The organism is Rhizobacter sp. P2_H3 (assembly GCF_056403355.1).
The window spans coordinates 16,211-33,798 of the sequence record NZ_JBFUFQ010000044.1 but is presented as its reverse complement, the minus strand read 5'-3'; the positions used below and the strand labels follow the sequence as shown (position 1 = coordinate 33,798).

The following is a 17,588-nucleotide window of genomic DNA, read 5'->3' as shown; positions in this document are numbered from 1 at the left end:
GTTTGACCACAACGAACGAAGTGAGTGGCGGGAGTTTCGGCGACGGGCCATGAAACCAGTCAGCGGAGGGAAGTCAGCGCCCCGCCAGGGGCGATGACCGACCCGGCCGGCGCGCCACGGCCTCCCCCCACGCGCCTTTGCGCGCGCCCATGCCGACCCTAAGCCGCCTCCTGCAACCGGATCTGCGCCGCCAGGAAACGGTACAGCCGCTCGTCGTCGCTGAAGGCCACGTTGAAGCGCAGCCAGCCGGTGGGCCGCGGCTCGACCAGGAACAGCTGCCCCGGCCCGAGCATGATGCCCTCGCCCACCGCCTGCCGCGACAGCTCGGCACCGTCGGGCAGGTCCGGGTGGCGCGCCCACAGGTACAGGCCCGCCTTCGGCTCGCTGAACAGCTCGAAGCCGAGCCCCGCCAGCCGCTGCGCCACCCGGCCGTGCCCGTCGGCCAGCCGGTCGCGCAGCGATTTCAGGTGCTTGCGCCAGCGGCCTTCGGTCAGCGCGCCGAAGGCCAGCCGCTCGGTGATGTCCGACGAGGTCAGCCCCGACACCATCTTCAGCTGCGCGAGTTCGTCCAGCAGGTCCGGCCGCGCAACGACGTAGCCGACGCGGATGTTCGGCGAGATCGTCTTCGAGTAGCTGCCGACGTAGACCACGCGGCGCAGCTGGTCGAGGCTCGCGAGCGAGGGCCGCGGCTCGGGGTCCATGTCGGCATAGATGTCGTTCTCGACCAGCGTCAGGTCGTGCGCGTCGGCCAGCTGCAACAGCCGGTACAGCTGCGCCAGCGGCGTGACCGAACTGGTCGGGCTCTGCAGCCGCGGCTGCGTGAAGAAGGCCTTCGGCCGGTGCTCGGCCAGCAGCGCCTCCAGCGCCGGCAGGTCGTAGCCGGCCGGCGTACGCGGCACGCCGATCAGCCGCGCACCGAGAAAGCGCAGCATGAACATCAGGTTCGGGTAGCCGGGGTCGTCGACCAGCACCGCATCGCCCGGCTTCAGCAGCCGGCGCGCGACGAGGTCGAGCGCCTGGCTCGAACCCTGCGTCAGGAGCACCTGCTCGGCGCCGACCGCGATCTGGTGCTCGGCCAGCGACTCGGTCACCAGGATGCGCAGCGCCATGTGCCCGTGCGGCAGCCCGTAGCCCCCCAGCTCGGCCCCGTCGGCGRCCATCTGGCGCAGGCTGCGCCGCACGCCGTCCTCGAACAGCCAGTCGTGCGGCAGCCAGCCGCAGCCGGGCTTGAGCGCCAGGTTGCGGTTCTCGAAAATCTGCTTCAGGTACCACTGCGCATCGAAGCGCAGGTCGGCCACCGGCTTGGGCGGCGGCGCCACTGCCGGGGCGTCGCCGCCGCGCCGCTTCACGAAGAAGCCGGCGTTCGCGCGCGACACCAGCCAGCCCTGCGCGACCAGCCGGTCGTAGGCCTCGACCACGGTGAAGACGCTCACGCCGTGCGAGGCCGCGAAGGCGCGGATCGACGGCAGCTTGGCGCCGGGCTTCAGCGACTGCTCGGCAATCATGCGGCGCAAGCCGTCGACGATCTGGCCGACCAGCGGCATCGGGGAGTTCGGGTTCAGCGTGAACATCGGCGTGTCGTGGCTACTGCTGCTTCCTCGTGCATGGCGCACCGGATCAGGGCTTGCATGTACAGGCCCCGCGGCCTGCACAGTACACCGAAACGCCGCACCGTCTGTACATGGCGGCGCGCGCAGCGGCTGCCTACAGTCCGCCCACACGAATTTTCCCTGCCCTGGAGCCTGGCCATGCAACGCGAACACGACACCAATGCCGTCCTGATGGCGCGCCGCCATGCCGCGGTGGCCCGCGGGGTCGGCCAGGCCCACCCGATCTTCGTCGCCCGCGGCGCCAATGCCGAGGTCTGGGACGTCGAGGGCCGGCGCTACATCGACTTCGCCGGCGGCATCGCGGTGCTCAACACCGGCCACTGCCACCCGGAGGTGATCGCCGCCGTGCGGGCCCAGCTCGACGCCTACACCCACACCTGCTTCCAGGTGCTCGCCTACGAGCCCTACGTCGAGCTGGCCGAACGGCTGAACGCGCTGGCACCCGGCGCCTTCGCGAAGAAGTCGCTGTTCCTGTCGACCGGGGCCGAGGCGGTCGAGAACGCCGTCAAGATCGCCCGCGCGTTCACGCGCCGCCCGGGCGTGATCGCGTTCACCGGCGGCTACCACGGCCGCACGATGATGACGCTCGGGCTGACCGGCAAGGTCGCACCGTACAAGACCGGCTTCGGGCCGTTCCCGGGCGAGACCTTCCATGCGCTGTTCCCGAACGCGCTGCACGGCGTCAGCATCGACGACGCACTGCATTCGGTGGAGACGATCTTCAAGAACGACATCGAGCCGGAGCGCGTGGCCGCGTTCATCATCGAACCGGTGCAGGGCGAAGGCGGCTTCCACGTCGCGCCGAACGAGTTCATCGCGCGCCTGAAAACCCTGGCCGAGCGGTACGGCATCCTGCTGATCGCCGACGAGGTGCAGACCGGCGCCGGCCGCACCGGCACCTGGTTCGCGAGCGAGCAATGGCCGGTCGCGCCGGACCTGATCACCACCGCCAAGTCGATGGCCGGCGGCTTCCCCATCTCGGGCGTGGTCGGCCGTGCCGACGTGATGGACGCGCCCGGCCCGGGCGGGCTCGGCGGCACCTACGCGGGCTCGCCGATCGGCTGCGCGGCGGCACTCGCGGTGCTGAAGGTGTTCGACGACGAACAGCTGCTGCAGCGCAGTCGCGCGCTCGGCGAGCGGCTCGCGGCCGGKCTGCGCCGCATCGCGACCCGCGTGCCCGAGGTGCGCGACGTGCGCGGACTGGGTGCGATGGTGGCGATCGAGCTGTTCGAGGGCGGCGACCTGTCGAAGCCGGCCGCCGAACTGACGCGCAACGTGGTCGCCGAAGCGGCCCGCCGCGGGCTCATACTGCTCTCCTGCGGCACCCACGGCAACGTGATCCGCGTGCTGGTGCCGCTGACGGCCGAGGACGCGCTGGTCGACGAAGGCCTGCAGGTGCTGGCCGACAGTTTCGCCGCTCTGCGTTGAACGAGGTGCGCATGCCTGCCGTCTCCGGAACCTCTCCCGCCGCCGCCGCTGCCGTCCCGCAGGGCGCACCGGCCGAACCGCTGGTGCGCTTTCGCGGCGTGCAGAAGACCTACGACGGCAGCCACCTGGTGGTGCGCGGCCTCGACCTGGACATCCGCCGCGGCGAGTTCCTGACGCTGCTCGGTCCCTCGGGCTCGGGCAAGACCACGACGCTGATGATGCTGGCCGGCTTCGAGTCGCCGACCGCCGGCGACATCCTGCTCGACGGCCGCCCGATCACGCGCACGCCGCCGCACAAGCGGCATTTCGGGATGGTGTTCCAGAACTACGCGCTGTTCCCGCACCTGACGGTCGGGCAGAACGTGGCCTACCCGCTGACGGTGCGCAGGCTGCCGCGCGACGAGCAGGCGCGGCGCGTGGCGCGCGCCCTCGAGATGGTGCGGCTGACCGGCATGGCCGAGCGCTCGCCGGCCCAGCTCTCGGGCGGCCAGCAGCAGCGCGTCGCGCTGGCGCGGGCGCTGGTGTTCGAGCCGCAGCTGGTGCTGATGGACGAGCCGCTCGGCGCGCTCGACAAGCAGCTGCGCGAGCACATGCAGATCGAGCTGAAGGAGCTGCACCGGCAGCTCGGCGTCACCTTCGTCTACGTGACGCACGACCAGGGCGAGGCGCTGACGATGAGCGACCGCGTGGCCGTCTTCAACGACGGCGCGGTGCAGATGCTCGCGCCGGTGGAGGCGATGTACGAGGCGCCGTCCAACCGCTTCGTGGCCGGCTTCATCGGCGACAGCACCGTCGTCAAGGGCACCGTGCGGGCGACCCACGTCGACGACACCAGCGACCGCTGCGGCATGGTGCTGATCGACGGGCGCGTGCTGACCGGCGTCAACGTGAACGGCGCGGCGGTCGGTGCGGCGGTCGAGGCCTGCATCCGCCCGGAGCGCATCCGGCTGCACCGGCAGGCGCCGGCCGAGCATGGCAACGCGCTGCAGGCGCGCGTCGACAGCGTCATCTACTTCGGCGACCACCTGCGGCTGCTGTGCGCGCTCGGCGAAGGCCAGGCCGCGGCGACGGTCAAGCTGCCGCTGGCCGACGGCGCGGCACCGCACGCCGGCGACGCGGTCTGGCTGGAGCTGCCGCCCGAGCACACGCGCATCTACATCGTCTGAGCCCTGCCGTCCCGGCCTCCTCCACCGCTTTCATCACCCCGAAGGACCCCGTCATGAAGAAGAGCATCCTGAGCCTCGCGCTCGCCGTCGGCTTCGCGCTGCCGGCGTTCGCCCAGCAGATCACCGTCGTCAACTTCGGCGGCGCGAACGCCAATGCGCAGAAGAAGGCCTACTACGAGCCGTTCGAGAAGACCGGCACCAAGGTCGTGCCGGTGGAATACAACGGCGAGCAGGCCAAGATCAAGGCGATGGTCGAGACGAAGAAGGTCACGTGGGACGTCGTCGAGGTCGAGTCGCCCGACGTCGCGCGCGGTTGCGACGAGGGCCTGTTCGAGAAGCTCGACTACAGCAAGCTCGGCGGCAAGGCCGACCTGCTGCCGGCGGCCGTCAGCGACTGCGGCATCGGCATCTTCGTGTGGTCGACCGTGATGGCCTACAACGGCGACAAGCTGAAGGGCACGCCCACCACCTGGGCCGATTTCTGGGACCTGAAGAAATTCCCCGGCAAGCGCGGCATGCGCAAGGGCGCGCGCTACAACCTCGAGTTCGCGCTGATGGCCGACGGCGTGAAGACCGCCGACGTCTACAAGGTGCTCGCCTCCAAGGACGGCGCCGACCGCGCGTTCAGGAAGCTGAGCGAGCTGAAGCCGAGCATCCAGTGGTGGGAGGCCGGCGCGCAGCCGCCGCAGTTCCTGGTGGCGGGCGACGTCGCGCTGACGACGGTCTACAACGGCCGCATCGATGCCGCGAACCGCGAGGGCAAGAACCTGAAGATCACCTGGACCGGCGGCATCTACGACCTGGACTACTGGGTGATCCCGAAGGGCACGCCGAACAAGGATGCGGCGCTGAAGTTCATCGCGTTCGCCAGCACCCCGGACGCGCAGGCCGAGTACGCAAAGAACATCGCCTATGGCCCGACCAACACCAAGGCACTGGCCAGGCTGGATGCCAAGGTGCTGGGCAACCTGCCGACCTCGCCGGCCAACTCGAAGGACGCGCTGCAGTTCAACCTGAAGTTCTGGGCCGACCAGGGCGAGGAGCTGGAGAAGCGCTTCGCCTCGTGGGCCGCGCAGTAAGGCGCTCGTGATGGACACGCTCGCCGCCCCGCTGCCGATCGGCGACCCGCATGCGCTGCGCCGCCAGCTCGCGCGTGCCGACCGGCGGCGCAAGCTGCGGGCGTTCTCGCTGACGCTGCCGCTGCTGCTGTTCCTGTTGCTGACCTTCCTGGTGCCGATCGCCGCGTTGCTCAAGCGCGCGGTCGAGAACCCGGAGGTCGCGACCGCGCTGCCGCGCACCGTCGCGGCGCTCGCGTCGTGGGACCGCGCCTCGGTGCCGGCACCGGACGCGTTCGCCGCGCTGGTCGCCGACCTGGGCACGCTGCCCGACAGCTCCGATGCCGGCGCCGTCGCGCGCCGGCTCAACAGCGATGCGGCCGGCGCGCGTTCGCTGGTGATGGGCGCCTACCGTGCGCTGCCGCTCGAAGGCGCCGGCGAGCCCGCCCAGGTGAAGGCGAAACTGCTCGCCCTCGACGAACGCTGGGGCGAGCCGCGCTACTGGCAGGCGATCGCGAAGAACGGCTCGCGCTGGACGCCCGACTACCTGCTCGCCGCCGTCGACCTGCGCCGCGACGCGACCGGCCACGTCGAGCGCATGCCCGAGGACCAGCGCGCATTCGCCCGCATCCTGGGCCGCACCTTCGCGATCAGCGCGGTCGTCACGCTGTGCTGCCTGCTGCTCGGCTACCCGCTCGCGTGGTGGCTGTCGACCTTGCCGGCACGCCGCGCCAACGTGCTGATGATCCTGGTGCTGGTGCCGTTCTGGACCTCCATCCTGGTGCGCGTGGCGGCCTGGATCGTGCTGCTGCAGTCGCAGGGGCTGGTCAACCGCAGCCTGATGGGGCTCGGCCTGGTCGACGAGCCGCTGCCGCTGCTGTTCAACCGGCTGGGCGTCGTGATCGCGATGACGCACATCCTGCTGCCCTTCATGATCCTGCCGCTGTACAGCGTGATGAAGAGCGTGCCGGCCACCTACCTGCGTGCCGCGGTGTCGCTCGGCAGTGCACCGCTGGCGGCGTTCTTCCGCGTCTACGTGCCGCAGACCTTCCCGGGCATCGGCGCCGGCGCGCTGCTGGTGTTCATCCTGTCGATCGGCTACTACGTGACGCCGGCACTGCTCGGCGGCGCGGACGACCAGATGCTCAGCTACTACATCGCGCAGTACACCAACGTGAACATCAACTGGGGCATGGCCTGCGGGCTCGGTGCCTTGCTGCTGACGGCGACGCTGGTTCTCTATGCCGTGTACCGTCGCGTCGTGAAGTCGGAACTGAGCCTCGGATGAAACTGCCCGCACTGCCCCTCTTTCCCGCGTACGCGACGCCGCTCGACAAGGCCGGCTGGTGGGCGGTGCGCGCGGCCTGCGCCGGCGTGCTGGCCTTCCTGCTGCTGCCGATCCTCGTGATCATCCCGCTGTCGTTCAGCGACAGCTCGTTCCTGGCCTACCCGATCCCCGGCTGGTCGCTGAAGTGGTACCAGAACCTCTTCACGTCGGCCGAGTGGGCGCGCGCCGCGAAGAACAGCTTCATCGTCGCGCCCGCCGCCACCGTGATCGCGACCGTGCTCGGCACCTTGGCCGCGGTGGGCCTCGCGCGCACCGACTTCCCGTTCAAGGGCCTGCTGATGAGCCTGCTGATCGCGCCGATGGTGGTGCCGATCGTGGTCGTCGGCGTCAGCACCTACCTGTTCTTCGCCAACATCGGGCTCGGCGACAGCTACACCGCGCTGATCATCGTGCATGCCGCGCTCGGTGCGCCGTTCGTGCTGACCACCGTGCTGGCCACGCTGCAGGGCTTCAACAACAACCTGGTGCGCGCGAGCCTGAGCCTGGGCGAAACGCCGCTGCGCACCTTCTTCCGCATCACGCTGCCGGTGATCGCGCCGGGCGTCATTTCCGGCGCGCTGTTCGCGTTCGCGACCTCGTTCGACGAGGTCGTGGTGACGCTCTTCCTCGCCGGCCCGGAACAGGTGACGCTGCCGCGCCAGATGTTCACCGGCATCCGCGAGAACATCACGCCGACGATCGCCGCCGTCGCGACGCTGCTGATCCTCTTCACGACCGGGCTGCTGCTCGTGCTGGAGTGGCTGCGCGGGCGCAAGCGCTGATCGATTCCACGAAAGGACGACCTCCATGGACATGAAGACCTCCCCGCTTTCCACGCTGAAGGACCCCGGCCTGCTGAAGACGCACGCATTGATCGGCGGCGAGTGGGTGGCCGGCAGCGCCCGCTTCGACGTGACCGACCCGGCCACGAGCCGGAAGCTCGTCGACGTGGCGAACCTGGGCGCGGCCGAGACGCAGGCCGCCGTGGCCGCCGCGAACCAGGCCTGGCCGGCCTGGCGCGGCAAGACCGCGAAGGAGCGCGCGGCGATCCTGATGAAGTGGTTCCAGCTGCTGATGGCGAACGCCGACGACCTGGCGCGCATCATGACGGCCGAGCAGGGCAAGCCGCTGGCCGAGGCGAAGGGCGAGGTCGGCTACGGCGCCAGCTTCATCGAGTGGTTCGCCGAGGAATCGCGCCGTGTCTACGGCGAGACCATCCCGACCACCGACAACGGCAAGCGCTACCTGGTGATCAAGCAGCCGGTGGGCGTGTGCGCGGCGATCACGCCGTGGAATTTCCCGATCGCGATGATCACGCGCAAGGTCGCGCCGGCGCTGGCCGCCGGCTGCCCGGTGGTGATCAAGCCGGCCGAGCAGACGCCGCTGTCGGCGCTGGCCGTGGCCGAACTGGCGCAGCGCGCCGGCATGCCGCCGGGCGTGCTGAACGTCGTGACGGCCGACGGCGAGAACTCCATCGCGGTGGGCAAGGTGCTGTGCGAGAGCGATCRGGTGCGCCACCTGTCGTTCACCGGCTCGACCGAGGTCGGCCGCATCCTGATGAAGCAGTGCGCGCCGACGATCAAGAAGCTGTCGCTGGAGCTGGGCGGCAATGCGCCGTTCATCGTGTTCGACGATGCCGACCTCGACAGCGCGGTCGAGGGGGCGCTCGCCAGCAAGTACCGCAATGCCGGCCAGACCTGCGTCTGCGCGAACCGGCTGTACRTGCAGGACGGCGTGTACGACGCGTTCGTCGCCAAGCTGGCCGAGAAGACGAAGACGATCAAAGTGGGCAACGGCTTCGAGGCCGGCGTGACGCAGGGGCCGATGATCGACGACGCGGCGATCGAGAAGATCGAGCGGCACGTGGCCGACGCGACCGCGAAGGGCGCGACGCTGGTGACCGGCGGGCACCGGTTCGGCACGCGCTTCTTCGAGCCGACGGTGCTGTCGGGCGCCACCAGCGAGATGCTGTGCGCGCGCGAGGAGACCTTCGGCCCGGTGGCGCCGGTGTTCCGCTTCACCACCGAGGCCGACGCGATCGCGATGGCCAACGCCACCGAGTTCGGGCTGGCAAGCTACTTCTACAGCCGCGACATCGGCCGCATCTTCCGCGTCGGCGAGGCGCTGGAGTACGGCATGGTGGGCATCAACACCGGGCTGATCTCGACGGCCGAGGTGCCGTTCGGCGGGGTCAAGCAGTCGGGCCTCGGGCGCGAGGGGTCGCACCACGGGATCGACGACTACGTCGAGGTGAAGTATTTGTGCCTGGGGGACATCCAGAAATAGCTCAGTCGTTCGCCGCCCCCCGCGGCCCGTAGGCGGTCGCCAGCGCCGCGGCGGATGCATGCCGCAGCAGGTCGTCGGGCTGCTGCCCGTCCTGCGGGTACTGCGCGACGCCGACGTGCGCCGTCACGCCCACCGTGATGCCGGCCACGTTGAACGGATCGCGCAGCATGCGCACCAGCTTGTCGACGACGCGCTGCGCGTCGGCCGGCGATTCGGTCGACGGCAGCAGCACCGCGAACACGTCGGCCCCGAGCGAGGCCACCACGTCGCTCGAGCGCACGCCGCCGCGCAGCCGCACCGCGACCTTGCGGCGCACGACGTTGGCCGACTCCGGCCCGTGCGCGCCCTCGATGCCCTGGAAACCGTCCATGCGGAACACCAGCAGGCTGACCGGTGCCGGCTCGCGCTCGCGCAGCGCCAGCACCTGGCTCAGGTGCTCGATCAGCTGCGTGCGGTTCGGCAGGCCCGTCATCAGGTCGGTGGCGTAGGCCTTGCGCGCCTCGCGCTCGATCGCCTTGCGCCCGGCGGCCAGCCGCAGCCGCTGCGCGAGCGAGCCGAGGTCGGCATGGAACACGATGTCCTGCACGCCGGCCTCGATCAGGCGCTGCGCCTGCGCATCGGCCATGGCCGGTGCCAGCACCACCAGCGCCGCGTCGGCCGCGGCCACCGCGAGCGCGGGCCAGCCGAGCACCACCTCGGCGGCATCGGCGCCGAGCGCCAGCACGATGACCTCGGAATGCGCATCGCGGGCCTCGGTGCAATCGAGTCCGGCGGCCGTGCGGATGTCGAAGCCGGCGCCAAGGCGGCTTTGCAGCGCGGTCGAGCCGACATCGGCGTCGGGCGGCTGGGCATCGATCCACAGTACGCGGCAAGGGGCCTGGTTCATCGCGAGTCGCCTCCGGACTTCGTTGAGCCGCAGTTTAGCGAGCGGGACCATGTCCTGGCGCGCGTTCGTCGCGGCGCCGCGGGCGCTGGAACGCCGCGCCGCGGCCACCGCGGCGGCCCGCGTGGCCACGCGGTCGAGCAGCGAGACCATGCGGGCGTCGCCGGCCGCCTCGACGAAATGGTCCGCCCACACGATGAGGTGGCCGGATTCGGTGCTAATGTCGATCGGCGACGTGTCCCGCGCGTCGTCGAGGTCGGTCTCGGCAGGCGACATCGAGAGCAAGGCGTCGTCGTCGTCGGTGACCTCGCCGGGCAGCGCCGCGGCGATCGTCAGCAGGCCGTCCTCGCTGAGCTCCAGCAGCATGCGGATGCCGCCCTCCAGCAGGAGTTCGCAGGCCCGGGCCTCCCCGGGCGCGAGCGTGTCCAGGCCCAGCTGTTCCAGCAACCGCACGTCTTCACCGCACTGCGTCATCACGTCACCTTTCATCACCGCCGTGGATGGCAGCAACGGGGAGACGCAGCGTGCGCCGCCGGCTCGGCACCGGACGGATGGACTTCGGGGCGTCGGAAATGGAGGCGGCGTGACGGAGTGCGCACCGCGGCTCGGTCAGCGGGAGCGCTCGTAGTAGTTGTCGAACTCCTTCTCCTCGACCAGCGCGAAGCCGTGCCGCGCGTAGAAGCGGTTCGAATCGCTGCCGCGCAGCGCCCCGACGCGCAGCGCGGCAGCCGCTGCGTCGGCTTCGGCGAACACCTGCGCCAGCACGGCGGCGCCGACGCCGTGGCGCTGATGCTTCGGGTGGACATAGAGATGATCCAGCAGCAGCCCCTGGCCGTGCGGTTTGACCACCACGAAACCGACCTTCTCGCCGTCGAGCTCGATGTGGCGTGTGTGTTCGGGCGAGAAGCCGGACAGGAAGCGCTCGCGCGCCCGCGCCGCATCGAAGCGCCCTGCGCGCTCCAGGCTTTCACGCATCGCCTCGATGCGCAATGCCACCAAGGCCTCGGCGTCATCGGCCCGGACCGGGGAAAGAACGACGAGAATCCTGCTGCCTTGCACACTTTCACCCATGGAATGAACACTCCCTCCACCCACGCCCACGAAGACGAGCCCTCGACCTTCGATGCCACCCGCACCGACGATACCCGCATCGGCGCCGTGCGTGCGCTGATCAGCCCGGCGCTGCTGCTCGAGGAGCTGGCGGCCTCGGACCAGGCGCTGGAGGTGGTGGCGCGCGCGCGGCAGGAGATCAGCGCGGTCCTGCACGGCCGCGACGACCGGCTGCTGGTGGTGGTGGGCCCGTGCTCCATCCATGACCACGACCAGGCGATGGACTATGCGCGGCTGCTCAAGGCCGCCCGCGATGAACTGAGCCGCGACCTGCTCATCGTCATGCGCGTCTACTTCGAGAAGCCGCGCACCACGGTGGGCTGGAAGGGCTACATCAACGACCCGCGCCTGGACGGCAGCTTCCACATGAACGAGGGCCTGCGCCTGGCCCGCCAGCTGCTGCTGGACGTGAACGGGCTGGGGCTGCCGGCCGGCACCGAGTTCCTGGACCTGCTGTCCCCGCAGTACATCTCCGACCTGATCGCCTGGGGCGCCATCGGCGCGCGCACGACCGAAAGCCAGAGCCACCGCCAGCTGGCCTCCGGCCTCTCCTGCCCGGTCGGTTTCAAGAACGGCACCGACGGCGGCATCAAGGTCGCGAGCGACGCCGTGCTCGCGGCGCGCTCGGCGCACGCCTTCATGGGCATGACCAAGATGGGCATGGCCGCGATCTTCGAGACGCGCGGCAACGAGGATTGCCACATCATCCTGCGCGGTGGCAAGGCGCCCAACTACGACGCGGCATCCGTGGCCGCGGCCTGCGAGGGGCTCAAGGCCTCGGGCCTGCGCGAGCAGGTGATGATCGACTTCTCGCATGCCAACTCGAGCAAGAAGTACGAGCGCCAGGTCGACGTCGGCCGCGACGTGGCCGGCCAGATCGCCGGGGGCGATGCGCGCATCACCGGCGTCATGATCGAAAGCCACCTGCAGCCGGGCCGCCAGGACCTGCTGGAAGGCCAGACCCGGGCCGACCTGTTGCCCGGCGTGTCCATCACCGACGCCTGCCTGGGCTGGATGCAGACGGAACCCCTGCTGCGCGAGCTGGGCGCGGCGGTGCGCGCTCGTCGAGGGCAGCGCCGCCGGCCAGGCACGACCTGACCGGCGGCGCAGGGCACCGGTTCGGAGAGGGGATCAGGCTCCCCTCTCGAGGGGTCGAGGGAGAGGGACCGTTTCCGGGCCCGCGATGTGCGCCACCAGTCCGCTCTGGCCGGCCGCGACATGAGCTGCCAGGACGTGGCCGTCGGGATAGTCGCCACCGTTTTGCGGCCGGAAGGGGATGGGCGCTTCTTCGAAGAGGCGTTCGACACGCGAGCGCCAGGCTTGCCTGGCCGCGGCCACCTCATCCGCCGCCATTCGTCCGGTGCCGTAGACGGCGAAGGTGGGCAGCACGTCGAAGCCGGGAAAATAGAGCGAGCCGTGCGTGATGGGGAAGAGCAACTGCTCGAGCGGCCCGTTGATGCCCCGCGGCGAATAATCCCTCGCCGGCCCGCCGACCGCGACGGCGAGCATCGCCCGCTTGCCCTTGAAGGCGCCATCGCCATAGCGGTAGCGGTTGCCTGCGTTCTGGTAGCCGTACGCGAGGCCGTAGGCCCACACCCTGTCCACCCAGCCCTTCATGATGGCCGGCATGCCGAACCACCAGAGCGGAAACTGGAAGACCACTGCGTCGGCGGCCAGCAGCTTCTGCTGCTCGGCGGCAATGTCCGCGACCTGTTGCCCACCGAGATAGGAATGCCCTGACTCCGCAATGAACGACAAGCGATCCGGGTCGGCCCGGCTGGGGAAATCGTGTTCGTCGAACACGGCCTTCCAGTGCATGCCGTACAGATCCGACTGCAGCACCTCGTGCCCCTGCTGCCGTAGCGTTTGCAAGGACACCTCCACAAGCTGGCGGGTCAGCGATGTGGGCTCGGGGTGCGCATGGACGATCAGGACCTTCTTCTGCATCGATTCACTCTTCATCGGTGGCGCCGGTAGGGCGATGGCGCAAGTCTCGGCAGTTGCGAGCCATCTGTGAAATCGATGCTTTGTTTGGCTACTATTCATGGCATGGATAGCACGCGCCTCGACCTCAACCTGCTGGTCACCCTGGAGGCCTTGCTGGTGGAGCAGAACGTGACCAAGGCGGCCGCCCGCCTGCACCTGAGTCAACCGGCGGTCAGCGCGCAGTTGAGCCGCCTGCGCGACGCGTTCGACGACCCGTTGCTCATCCCTGCGCAACGCGGCATGACGCCGACCGCCAAGGCCATCGACCTGCTGGCCCCCTTGCGCCACGCCTTGGACCAGGTGCGCGCCACCGTCGCCTCGCACAGGAACTTCGACCCTGCCGAGGCGGAGCTGACCTTCACCATCGCCTGCACGGACTACCTGCAGGCGGCAGTGGTCAAGCCGCTGGTCGTGGAACTGCGCACCCGGGCGCCCGGCGTGCGCGTGGCGCTGCGCAACCTGGACATGCCGCAGCTGGAAGCGCAGATGGCGCGGGGCGATGTGGACCTGGCGCTGATGACGCCGGAGGTCGCGCCGCCGGGCCTGCGGACGCGGCACCTGTTCGATGAGCGCTATGTGCTGATCGGCCGGCGGGACCATCCACGGCTGCGGCGCAAGCTCTCGGTCGCGCAGTTTGCGCAGCTGGAGCACGTGATCGTCTCGCTGCGCGGGGCCGACTTCGTCACGCCGGTGGACAGCACCCTGGCGGCGCTGGGGCACAAGCGCAAGGTGGTGCTGTCGGCGGCATCGTTTCTGTTCCTGCCGGAGATCGTGGCGGCGTCGGACTTCGTGGCTCTGGTGCCGGAGCTGCTGGTGCGGGACCGACGGGACAGGCTGCTGCTGGTTGAGCCGCCGTTTCCCGTGGAAGGGTTCGCGGTGGGGATGGTTTGGCACGAGCGGGGTCATGGGCATGGGGGACAGAGGTGGGTAAGGGAGGCCATCGTGTCAATGAACGGACGCCACCACTGAAACAAGGAAGACCCATCGAACCCACGACTGGACCGGCTGCACGCCCGATGGGTGGCGGCACGGGGCGGATCACTGAGGCGCAGCGTCGCCCCCGCGCGCCAATGCACCCAACAGCACGTCGAGCCCGAATTCGAAGGCGGCATCGAGGCCCTCGATTCGCAGGAACGGCGCCACGGCGGCGACGTGCGGCAACGCAATGGTCTGCGGCGCATGCTGCAGCTGCAGCTTGGTGGGTTCCGGAATGTGCTCGATGCTCGCGACGTAGGCCATGCCCGCGCCGTTCACGAAGCCGCCCATCAGGCGGAACCACCAGGCCTGCTGCTGCGGTGCCAGCCCGCACTCGGCATACATCAACAGCAGCTGCTCGTAGATGTCGAATGCACGCGGAGTGTTGAAGCGGCGTGCAGCGAGCAGCGTGAAGGCGCGCGGATGGCGCACCGCGATCTGCCGGTAGCTGCGCATGCTCCGGCGGATGCGTTCGATCGGCGGGGCGCTGGCGGGATCGGGCATCTCGATCTCGCCGATCAGCAGCTCCTGCACCGCGTCGAGCAGCTCGCCCTTGGACTTGAAGTGATGGTAGAGCGCCATCGCCTCGACGCCCAGCTCCTGGCCGATGCGGCGCATCGAGCAGCCGTCCAGCCCGAGGCTGTCGATGAGTGCCAGGGCCACCGCGGCGATCCGGTCCCGATCGAGCGGCGTGCGAGGAAGCGGTGGGGACGCGGGCGGAACCGACGTCGGCGCTTTGCGGGGTGTGCGGACACTGGCCATGGGCCACTTTACAACGTAAGGCACCCTGCAGTACATTTCGCGGCGTCGACCTTACGGTGTAAGGTCAATCAATCCAGCCAGAAGGAAACGCTTCCCGTGAACTCGACAATGACCCCCGCCGACATGGCCACCCTGGCAGACAACATCGAAGCCCGCGCCTGGGTGGACTACTACGACGCGGCGCCCCCGGCGCTGCGCCGGACGCTGGGCATCGCCCACGACCGCGTCGCCGATGCGACGCTGCTGTTGGCACCCGGCATCGAGTCCCCCCTGTTCAACCGGGCGATCGGGCTCGGGCTGCGCTCGCCGGCGGGCGCCCACAGCACCGCGCAAGTCGCAGCGGCGTTCGCGGCGGCCGGTTCCCGCCACTGGTGGCTGCATGTCAACACGCACGCGCAGCCCCGCGACACGGCGCTGTCGCTCGAAGCGGCCGGATGGCGGCCGGGCGAACCCGCGAACTGGGTGAAGATGCTGCGGCCGGCAGGCCCGGTGGATGCAGGCGAGACGACGTTGCGTGTCGCGGCCGGCACCGACGAGGATGCCGATGCGATCGCCGACGCGATCACCCGCGGATTCGGCCTGCCGTCATTCGTCGCCACCTGGTTGCGCGCGCTGCACGACCGTCCTCGCTGGCAGCTCTACGGCGCCTTCGACGGCACCACGGCCGTCGGCGGCGGCGCGCTGTTCGTGGATGGCGACCAGGCCTGGGTCGGGATCGGCAGCATGCTGGAGTCGCATCGGCGCCGCGGCGGTCAGCGCGCGCTCATGGCGCGCCGCGTCAAGGATGCGACGCGCACCGGCGTGCGCTGGATCGGCACCGAGACGGGCGAGCCCACGGACGAGGTCAATCCGTCGCTGCTGAACATGCAGCGTTGCGGCTTCGAGTGCGTGGCCTTGCGCCGCAACCTGCTGCCGCCTCTCGCGATTCGCTCCTCCCCCGGAACGACGGCATGAGGGCACTGACCTGCACCGCCGTGCTGCTGGCCCTGGCACGCTGCAGCATCGAAGGCAACGCAACGACGCTGGCGGGGTTTCCCGAGCTGGAGATCGTGCGGGCGCCTCAGTGGAGTGAAGTGGGAGTGACATCGGACGTCAGGCGCGCGATCGCACGCTTTCTGGTCGAGGGAGGAACGGTCGGGAGGTCGTCGCCTCCTCCCCATGGGGCACGCCGCTGCAGACCGGAACGCGACGCCGCGTGCTGACAGGGCGCCACGCCTTCCCTACCCCGCCAGGAACCCACCATCGGTCGCGAGCACATGGCCCACGACATAGCGCGCTTCATCAGACATCAGCCAGATGGCGGCGGCGGCCACTTCTTCCGGATGGCCCATCCTGCGCAGCGGCAGGCCGGCCGCGACGCTGCGCATGTCCGCAATGCCGGATGAAAGCATCATGTCCGTGAGCACGCGTCCCGGCGCGACCGCGTTGATCCGGATCCCTGCCGGCGCATATTCCATCGCGGCCGATCGCGTGAGCGAGTTGGCTGCCGCCTTCGACGCGCTGTAGAGAGACAGCCCCGGATTGGGATTGCGAATCCCGCTCACGCTGGTGTTGTTGACGATCGTGCCGCCGCCACCCGCCAGCATGGCCGAGATGGCATGGCGCATGAAATGAAAGAGTGCACGCACATTCGTGTCGAACACGCGGGCGTACACCTCGTCGCTTTGCTCCGCCAACGGGCCTCGGCGTTCCTGGCAGCCCGCGTTGTTGAACACGGCGTCGAGCCTGCCGAACCGGACGTGTGCCTGCTGGAGGGTCGAGACGACGTCCTGCTCGCGGGTCGCATCACCCGCCACGAAAAGGCATTCGGCACCGCGCTCGCGGATCTCGCCGGCGAGCGCCTGGCCGAGCTCCTCCCGGCGGCCCGTCACGACCACGGCGGCTGCGCCTTCCGCGGCCATCCGCAGCGCGGTGGCGCGACCGATCCCACTCGTGGCGCCGGTGACCAGGCACACCCGGCCCTTCAGCCGGCCCGCGGTCGGCAACTCCGGGGCAACGCCGGCAAGCTCCTCGGTGGTTGGCGTCGAGATCATGGTCGCCTCCTCGCGAAACGCTGTTCCAGGACGTCCTGGCCCCACTGGGTGGCAGGCCGCTCTTCCACGCAGACGAAGCCATGCGACTCACGGAGATGCCGGGCGGCAGACGAACCGTCGACGGTCCACAGGTGTGTTTCGGCGAATCCCTGGCCGTCGGCGAAGTCCAGCGCGCTGGCCAGCAGCTTGCGCCCCACGCCGCGGCCGCGGAGGCCCTCGTCCACGATGAACCAGCGCAGATGCGCGACGCCGAGGCCCGGGCCATCGCCGTCGATGGCGACCGAGCCGACGATGTCGCCACCTTGCCGGGCCGTCCAGATGCCATTCCCCGGCCTGCCGAGCCTGTCGCAGAAATCCGCCAGGCCTGCCGCGACAGCGGACTCGACGCGTTGTCCGATGCCGGCCCCTCGTGCGTCGTGCAGTGCGTGCATCCGGGTGACGCTGGCGATGAGCCCGACCTGGTAGCCCGGCGTCACATCGACCGCTGGCGGATCGGGGCGCACCTCATGCACGCCTGCGAGCGCCTCGCTGTAGAGCCGCAGGCCGTTGAGAACGGTGCGGTGCTGGCCGTGCTTCAGGCGGCCCAAGGCGGCCGCGACCTGGGCGCGCGCGTGGGCGTGGATCGCCGACACGCGCCGTCGACCCGGCGGGGTCAGCGAGAGCAGCTTGATCCGGCTGTCGTGCTCGGCAGGTGCCTCGCACACATCGCCCGAGTCCACGAGCTTGCGCAGCATGCGGCTGACGCTGGATTTTTCCAGGCGCAGGCGCACGCCCAGGTCCCGGGCGCTGATGTCGCCAGCGTCGATTTCGATCAGGGCGTGGACGGCGGACGGCGACAGGTCCGCACCCGCGAATCGGCGGCCCATGAAACCCCAGTCGCGCGCCATGGAGCGCGAGGCTGCCCGGATCTCCTCGACCAGTGGATGTTCCGGATCCGCAAAACCGTCCATATGGTTGCACGATACAA

Annotated in this window: 16 protein-coding genes; 9 read left to right on the top strand and 7 right to left on the bottom strand. The window is 69.9% G+C overall.

Annotated elements, in window-relative coordinates; translation table 11 throughout:
* Positions 1-158: 158 nt before the first annotated feature.
* Complete coding sequence (locus tag AC1D1T_RS11445) at positions 159-1,571, bottom strand: aminotransferase-like domain-containing protein (protein ID WP_477991897.1); 1,413 nt, start codon at positions 1,569-1,571, stop codon at positions 159-161.
* Between the two features lie 177 nt (positions 1,572-1,748).
* On the opposite strand from AC1D1T_RS11445, the gene gabT reads away from it, so the two are divergent.
* Genes gabT through AC1D1T_RS11415 form a run of 6 tightly spaced genes read left to right on the top strand, consistent with a single transcriptional unit; the run spans position 1,749 to position 8,872 of the window.
* Complete coding sequence (gabT, locus tag AC1D1T_RS11440; RefSeq protein ID WP_465114399.1) at positions 1,749-3,038, top strand: 4-aminobutyrate--2-oxoglutarate transaminase; 1,290 nt, start codon at positions 1,749-1,751, stop codon at positions 3,036-3,038.
* An 11-nt stretch (positions 3,039-3,049) separates the two neighbouring features.
* Entirely contained in the window at positions 3,050-4,204 is a 1,155-nt protein-coding gene (locus AC1D1T_RS11435; protein WP_465114400.1) for an ABC transporter ATP-binding protein, read from the top strand.
* 53 nt (positions 4,205-4,257) lie between these two features.
* Positions 4,258-5,283 (top strand): ABC transporter substrate-binding protein, encoded by a 1,026-nt coding sequence (locus AC1D1T_RS11430; protein ID WP_477991896.1) that lies wholly within the window; start codon positions 4,258-4,260, stop codon positions 5,281-5,283.
* Positions 5,284-5,293: 10 nt separating this feature from the next.
* Positions 5,294-6,547 carry an ABC transporter permease gene (locus tag AC1D1T_RS11425; RefSeq protein WP_465114402.1) on the top strand — a complete coding sequence of 418 codons (1,254 nt, stop codon included), beginning with the start codon at positions 5,294-5,296 and terminating at the stop codon, positions 6,545-6,547.
* Positions 6,544-7,368, top strand: coding sequence for an ABC transporter permease (locus AC1D1T_RS11420; protein ID WP_477828084.1), 825 nt, complete (start codon positions 6,544-6,546; stop codon positions 7,366-7,368). The genes AC1D1T_RS11425 and AC1D1T_RS11420 overlap by 4 nt, the downstream gene beginning before the upstream one ends.
* A gap of 25 nt (positions 7,369-7,393) precedes the next feature.
* Positions 7,394-8,872 carry an NAD-dependent succinate-semialdehyde dehydrogenase gene (locus tag AC1D1T_RS11415; protein WP_477991895.1) on the top strand — a complete coding sequence of 493 codons (1,479 nt, stop codon included), beginning with the start codon at positions 7,394-7,396 and terminating at the stop codon, positions 8,870-8,872.
* Position 8,873: 1 nt separating this feature from the next.
* Here AC1D1T_RS11415 and AC1D1T_RS11410 read toward each other — a convergent pair whose 3' ends face one another.
* Together AC1D1T_RS11410 and AC1D1T_RS11405 are read right to left on the bottom strand one after the other, a co-directional pair.
* Positions 8,874-10,229, bottom strand: a complete 1,356-nt coding sequence (locus AC1D1T_RS11410; RefSeq protein ID WP_477991894.1) for a diguanylate cyclase domain-containing protein — start codon at positions 10,227-10,229, stop codon at positions 8,874-8,876.
* A gap of 135 nt (positions 10,230-10,364) precedes the next feature.
* Positions 10,365-10,826 carry a GNAT family N-acetyltransferase gene (locus tag AC1D1T_RS11405; protein ID WP_477991893.1) on the bottom strand — a complete coding sequence of 154 codons (462 nt, stop codon included), beginning with the start codon at positions 10,824-10,826 and terminating at the stop codon, positions 10,365-10,367.
* A gap of 3 nt (positions 10,827-10,829) precedes the next feature.
* On the opposite strand from AC1D1T_RS11405, the gene AC1D1T_RS11400 reads away from it, so the two are divergent.
* The gene (locus AC1D1T_RS11400) at positions 10,830-11,963 is read left to right on the top strand and encodes a 3-deoxy-7-phosphoheptulonate synthase (RefSeq protein ID WP_465114407.1); all 1,134 of its coding nucleotides are present in this window, start codon (positions 10,830-10,832) and stop codon (positions 11,961-11,963) included.
* A gap of 33 nt (positions 11,964-11,996) precedes the next feature.
* On the opposite strand, the gene AC1D1T_RS11395 is transcribed toward AC1D1T_RS11400, so the two are convergent.
* The gene (locus AC1D1T_RS11395; RefSeq protein ID WP_465114408.1) at positions 11,997-12,812 is read right to left on the bottom strand and encodes an NAD(P)H-dependent oxidoreductase; all 816 of its coding nucleotides are present in this window, start codon (positions 12,810-12,812) and stop codon (positions 11,997-11,999) included.
* 102 nt (positions 12,813-12,914) lie between these two features.
* On the opposite strand from AC1D1T_RS11395, the gene AC1D1T_RS11390 reads away from it, so the two are divergent.
* The gene (locus AC1D1T_RS11390) at positions 12,915-13,820 is read left to right on the top strand and encodes a LysR family transcriptional regulator (protein WP_465114409.1); all 906 of its coding nucleotides are present in this window, start codon (positions 12,915-12,917) and stop codon (positions 13,818-13,820) included.
* A gap of 69 nt (positions 13,821-13,889) precedes the next feature.
* On the opposite strand, the gene AC1D1T_RS11385 is transcribed toward AC1D1T_RS11390, so the two are convergent.
* Positions 13,890-14,489 carry a TetR/AcrR family transcriptional regulator gene (locus AC1D1T_RS11385; protein ID WP_465114410.1) on the bottom strand — a complete coding sequence of 200 codons (600 nt, stop codon included), beginning with the start codon at positions 14,487-14,489 and terminating at the stop codon, positions 13,890-13,892.
* A 222-nt stretch (positions 14,490-14,711) separates the two neighbouring features.
* Here AC1D1T_RS11385 and AC1D1T_RS11380 point away from each other — a divergent pair, with 222 nt between their 5' ends.
* Positions 14,712-15,542 (top strand): hypothetical protein, encoded by an 831-nt coding sequence (locus AC1D1T_RS11380; protein ID WP_477991892.1) that lies wholly within the window; start codon positions 14,712-14,714, stop codon positions 15,540-15,542.
* 266 nt (positions 15,543-15,808) lie between these two features.
* Here AC1D1T_RS11380 and AC1D1T_RS11375 read toward each other — a convergent pair whose 3' ends face one another.
* Both AC1D1T_RS11375 and AC1D1T_RS11370 read right to left on the bottom strand, forming a co-directional pair.
* Positions 15,809-16,621 (bottom strand): SDR family NAD(P)-dependent oxidoreductase, encoded by an 813-nt coding sequence (locus AC1D1T_RS11375; protein ID WP_477828592.1) that lies wholly within the window; start codon positions 16,619-16,621, stop codon positions 15,809-15,811.
* On the bottom strand, positions 16,618-17,571 hold the full coding sequence (locus AC1D1T_RS11370; RefSeq protein WP_477991891.1) for a bifunctional helix-turn-helix transcriptional regulator/GNAT family N-acetyltransferase: 954 nt from the start codon (positions 17,569-17,571) through the stop codon (positions 16,618-16,620). The genes AC1D1T_RS11375 and AC1D1T_RS11370 overlap by 4 nt, the downstream gene beginning before the upstream one ends.
* Between the last annotated feature and the right edge of the window lie 17 nt (positions 17,572-17,588).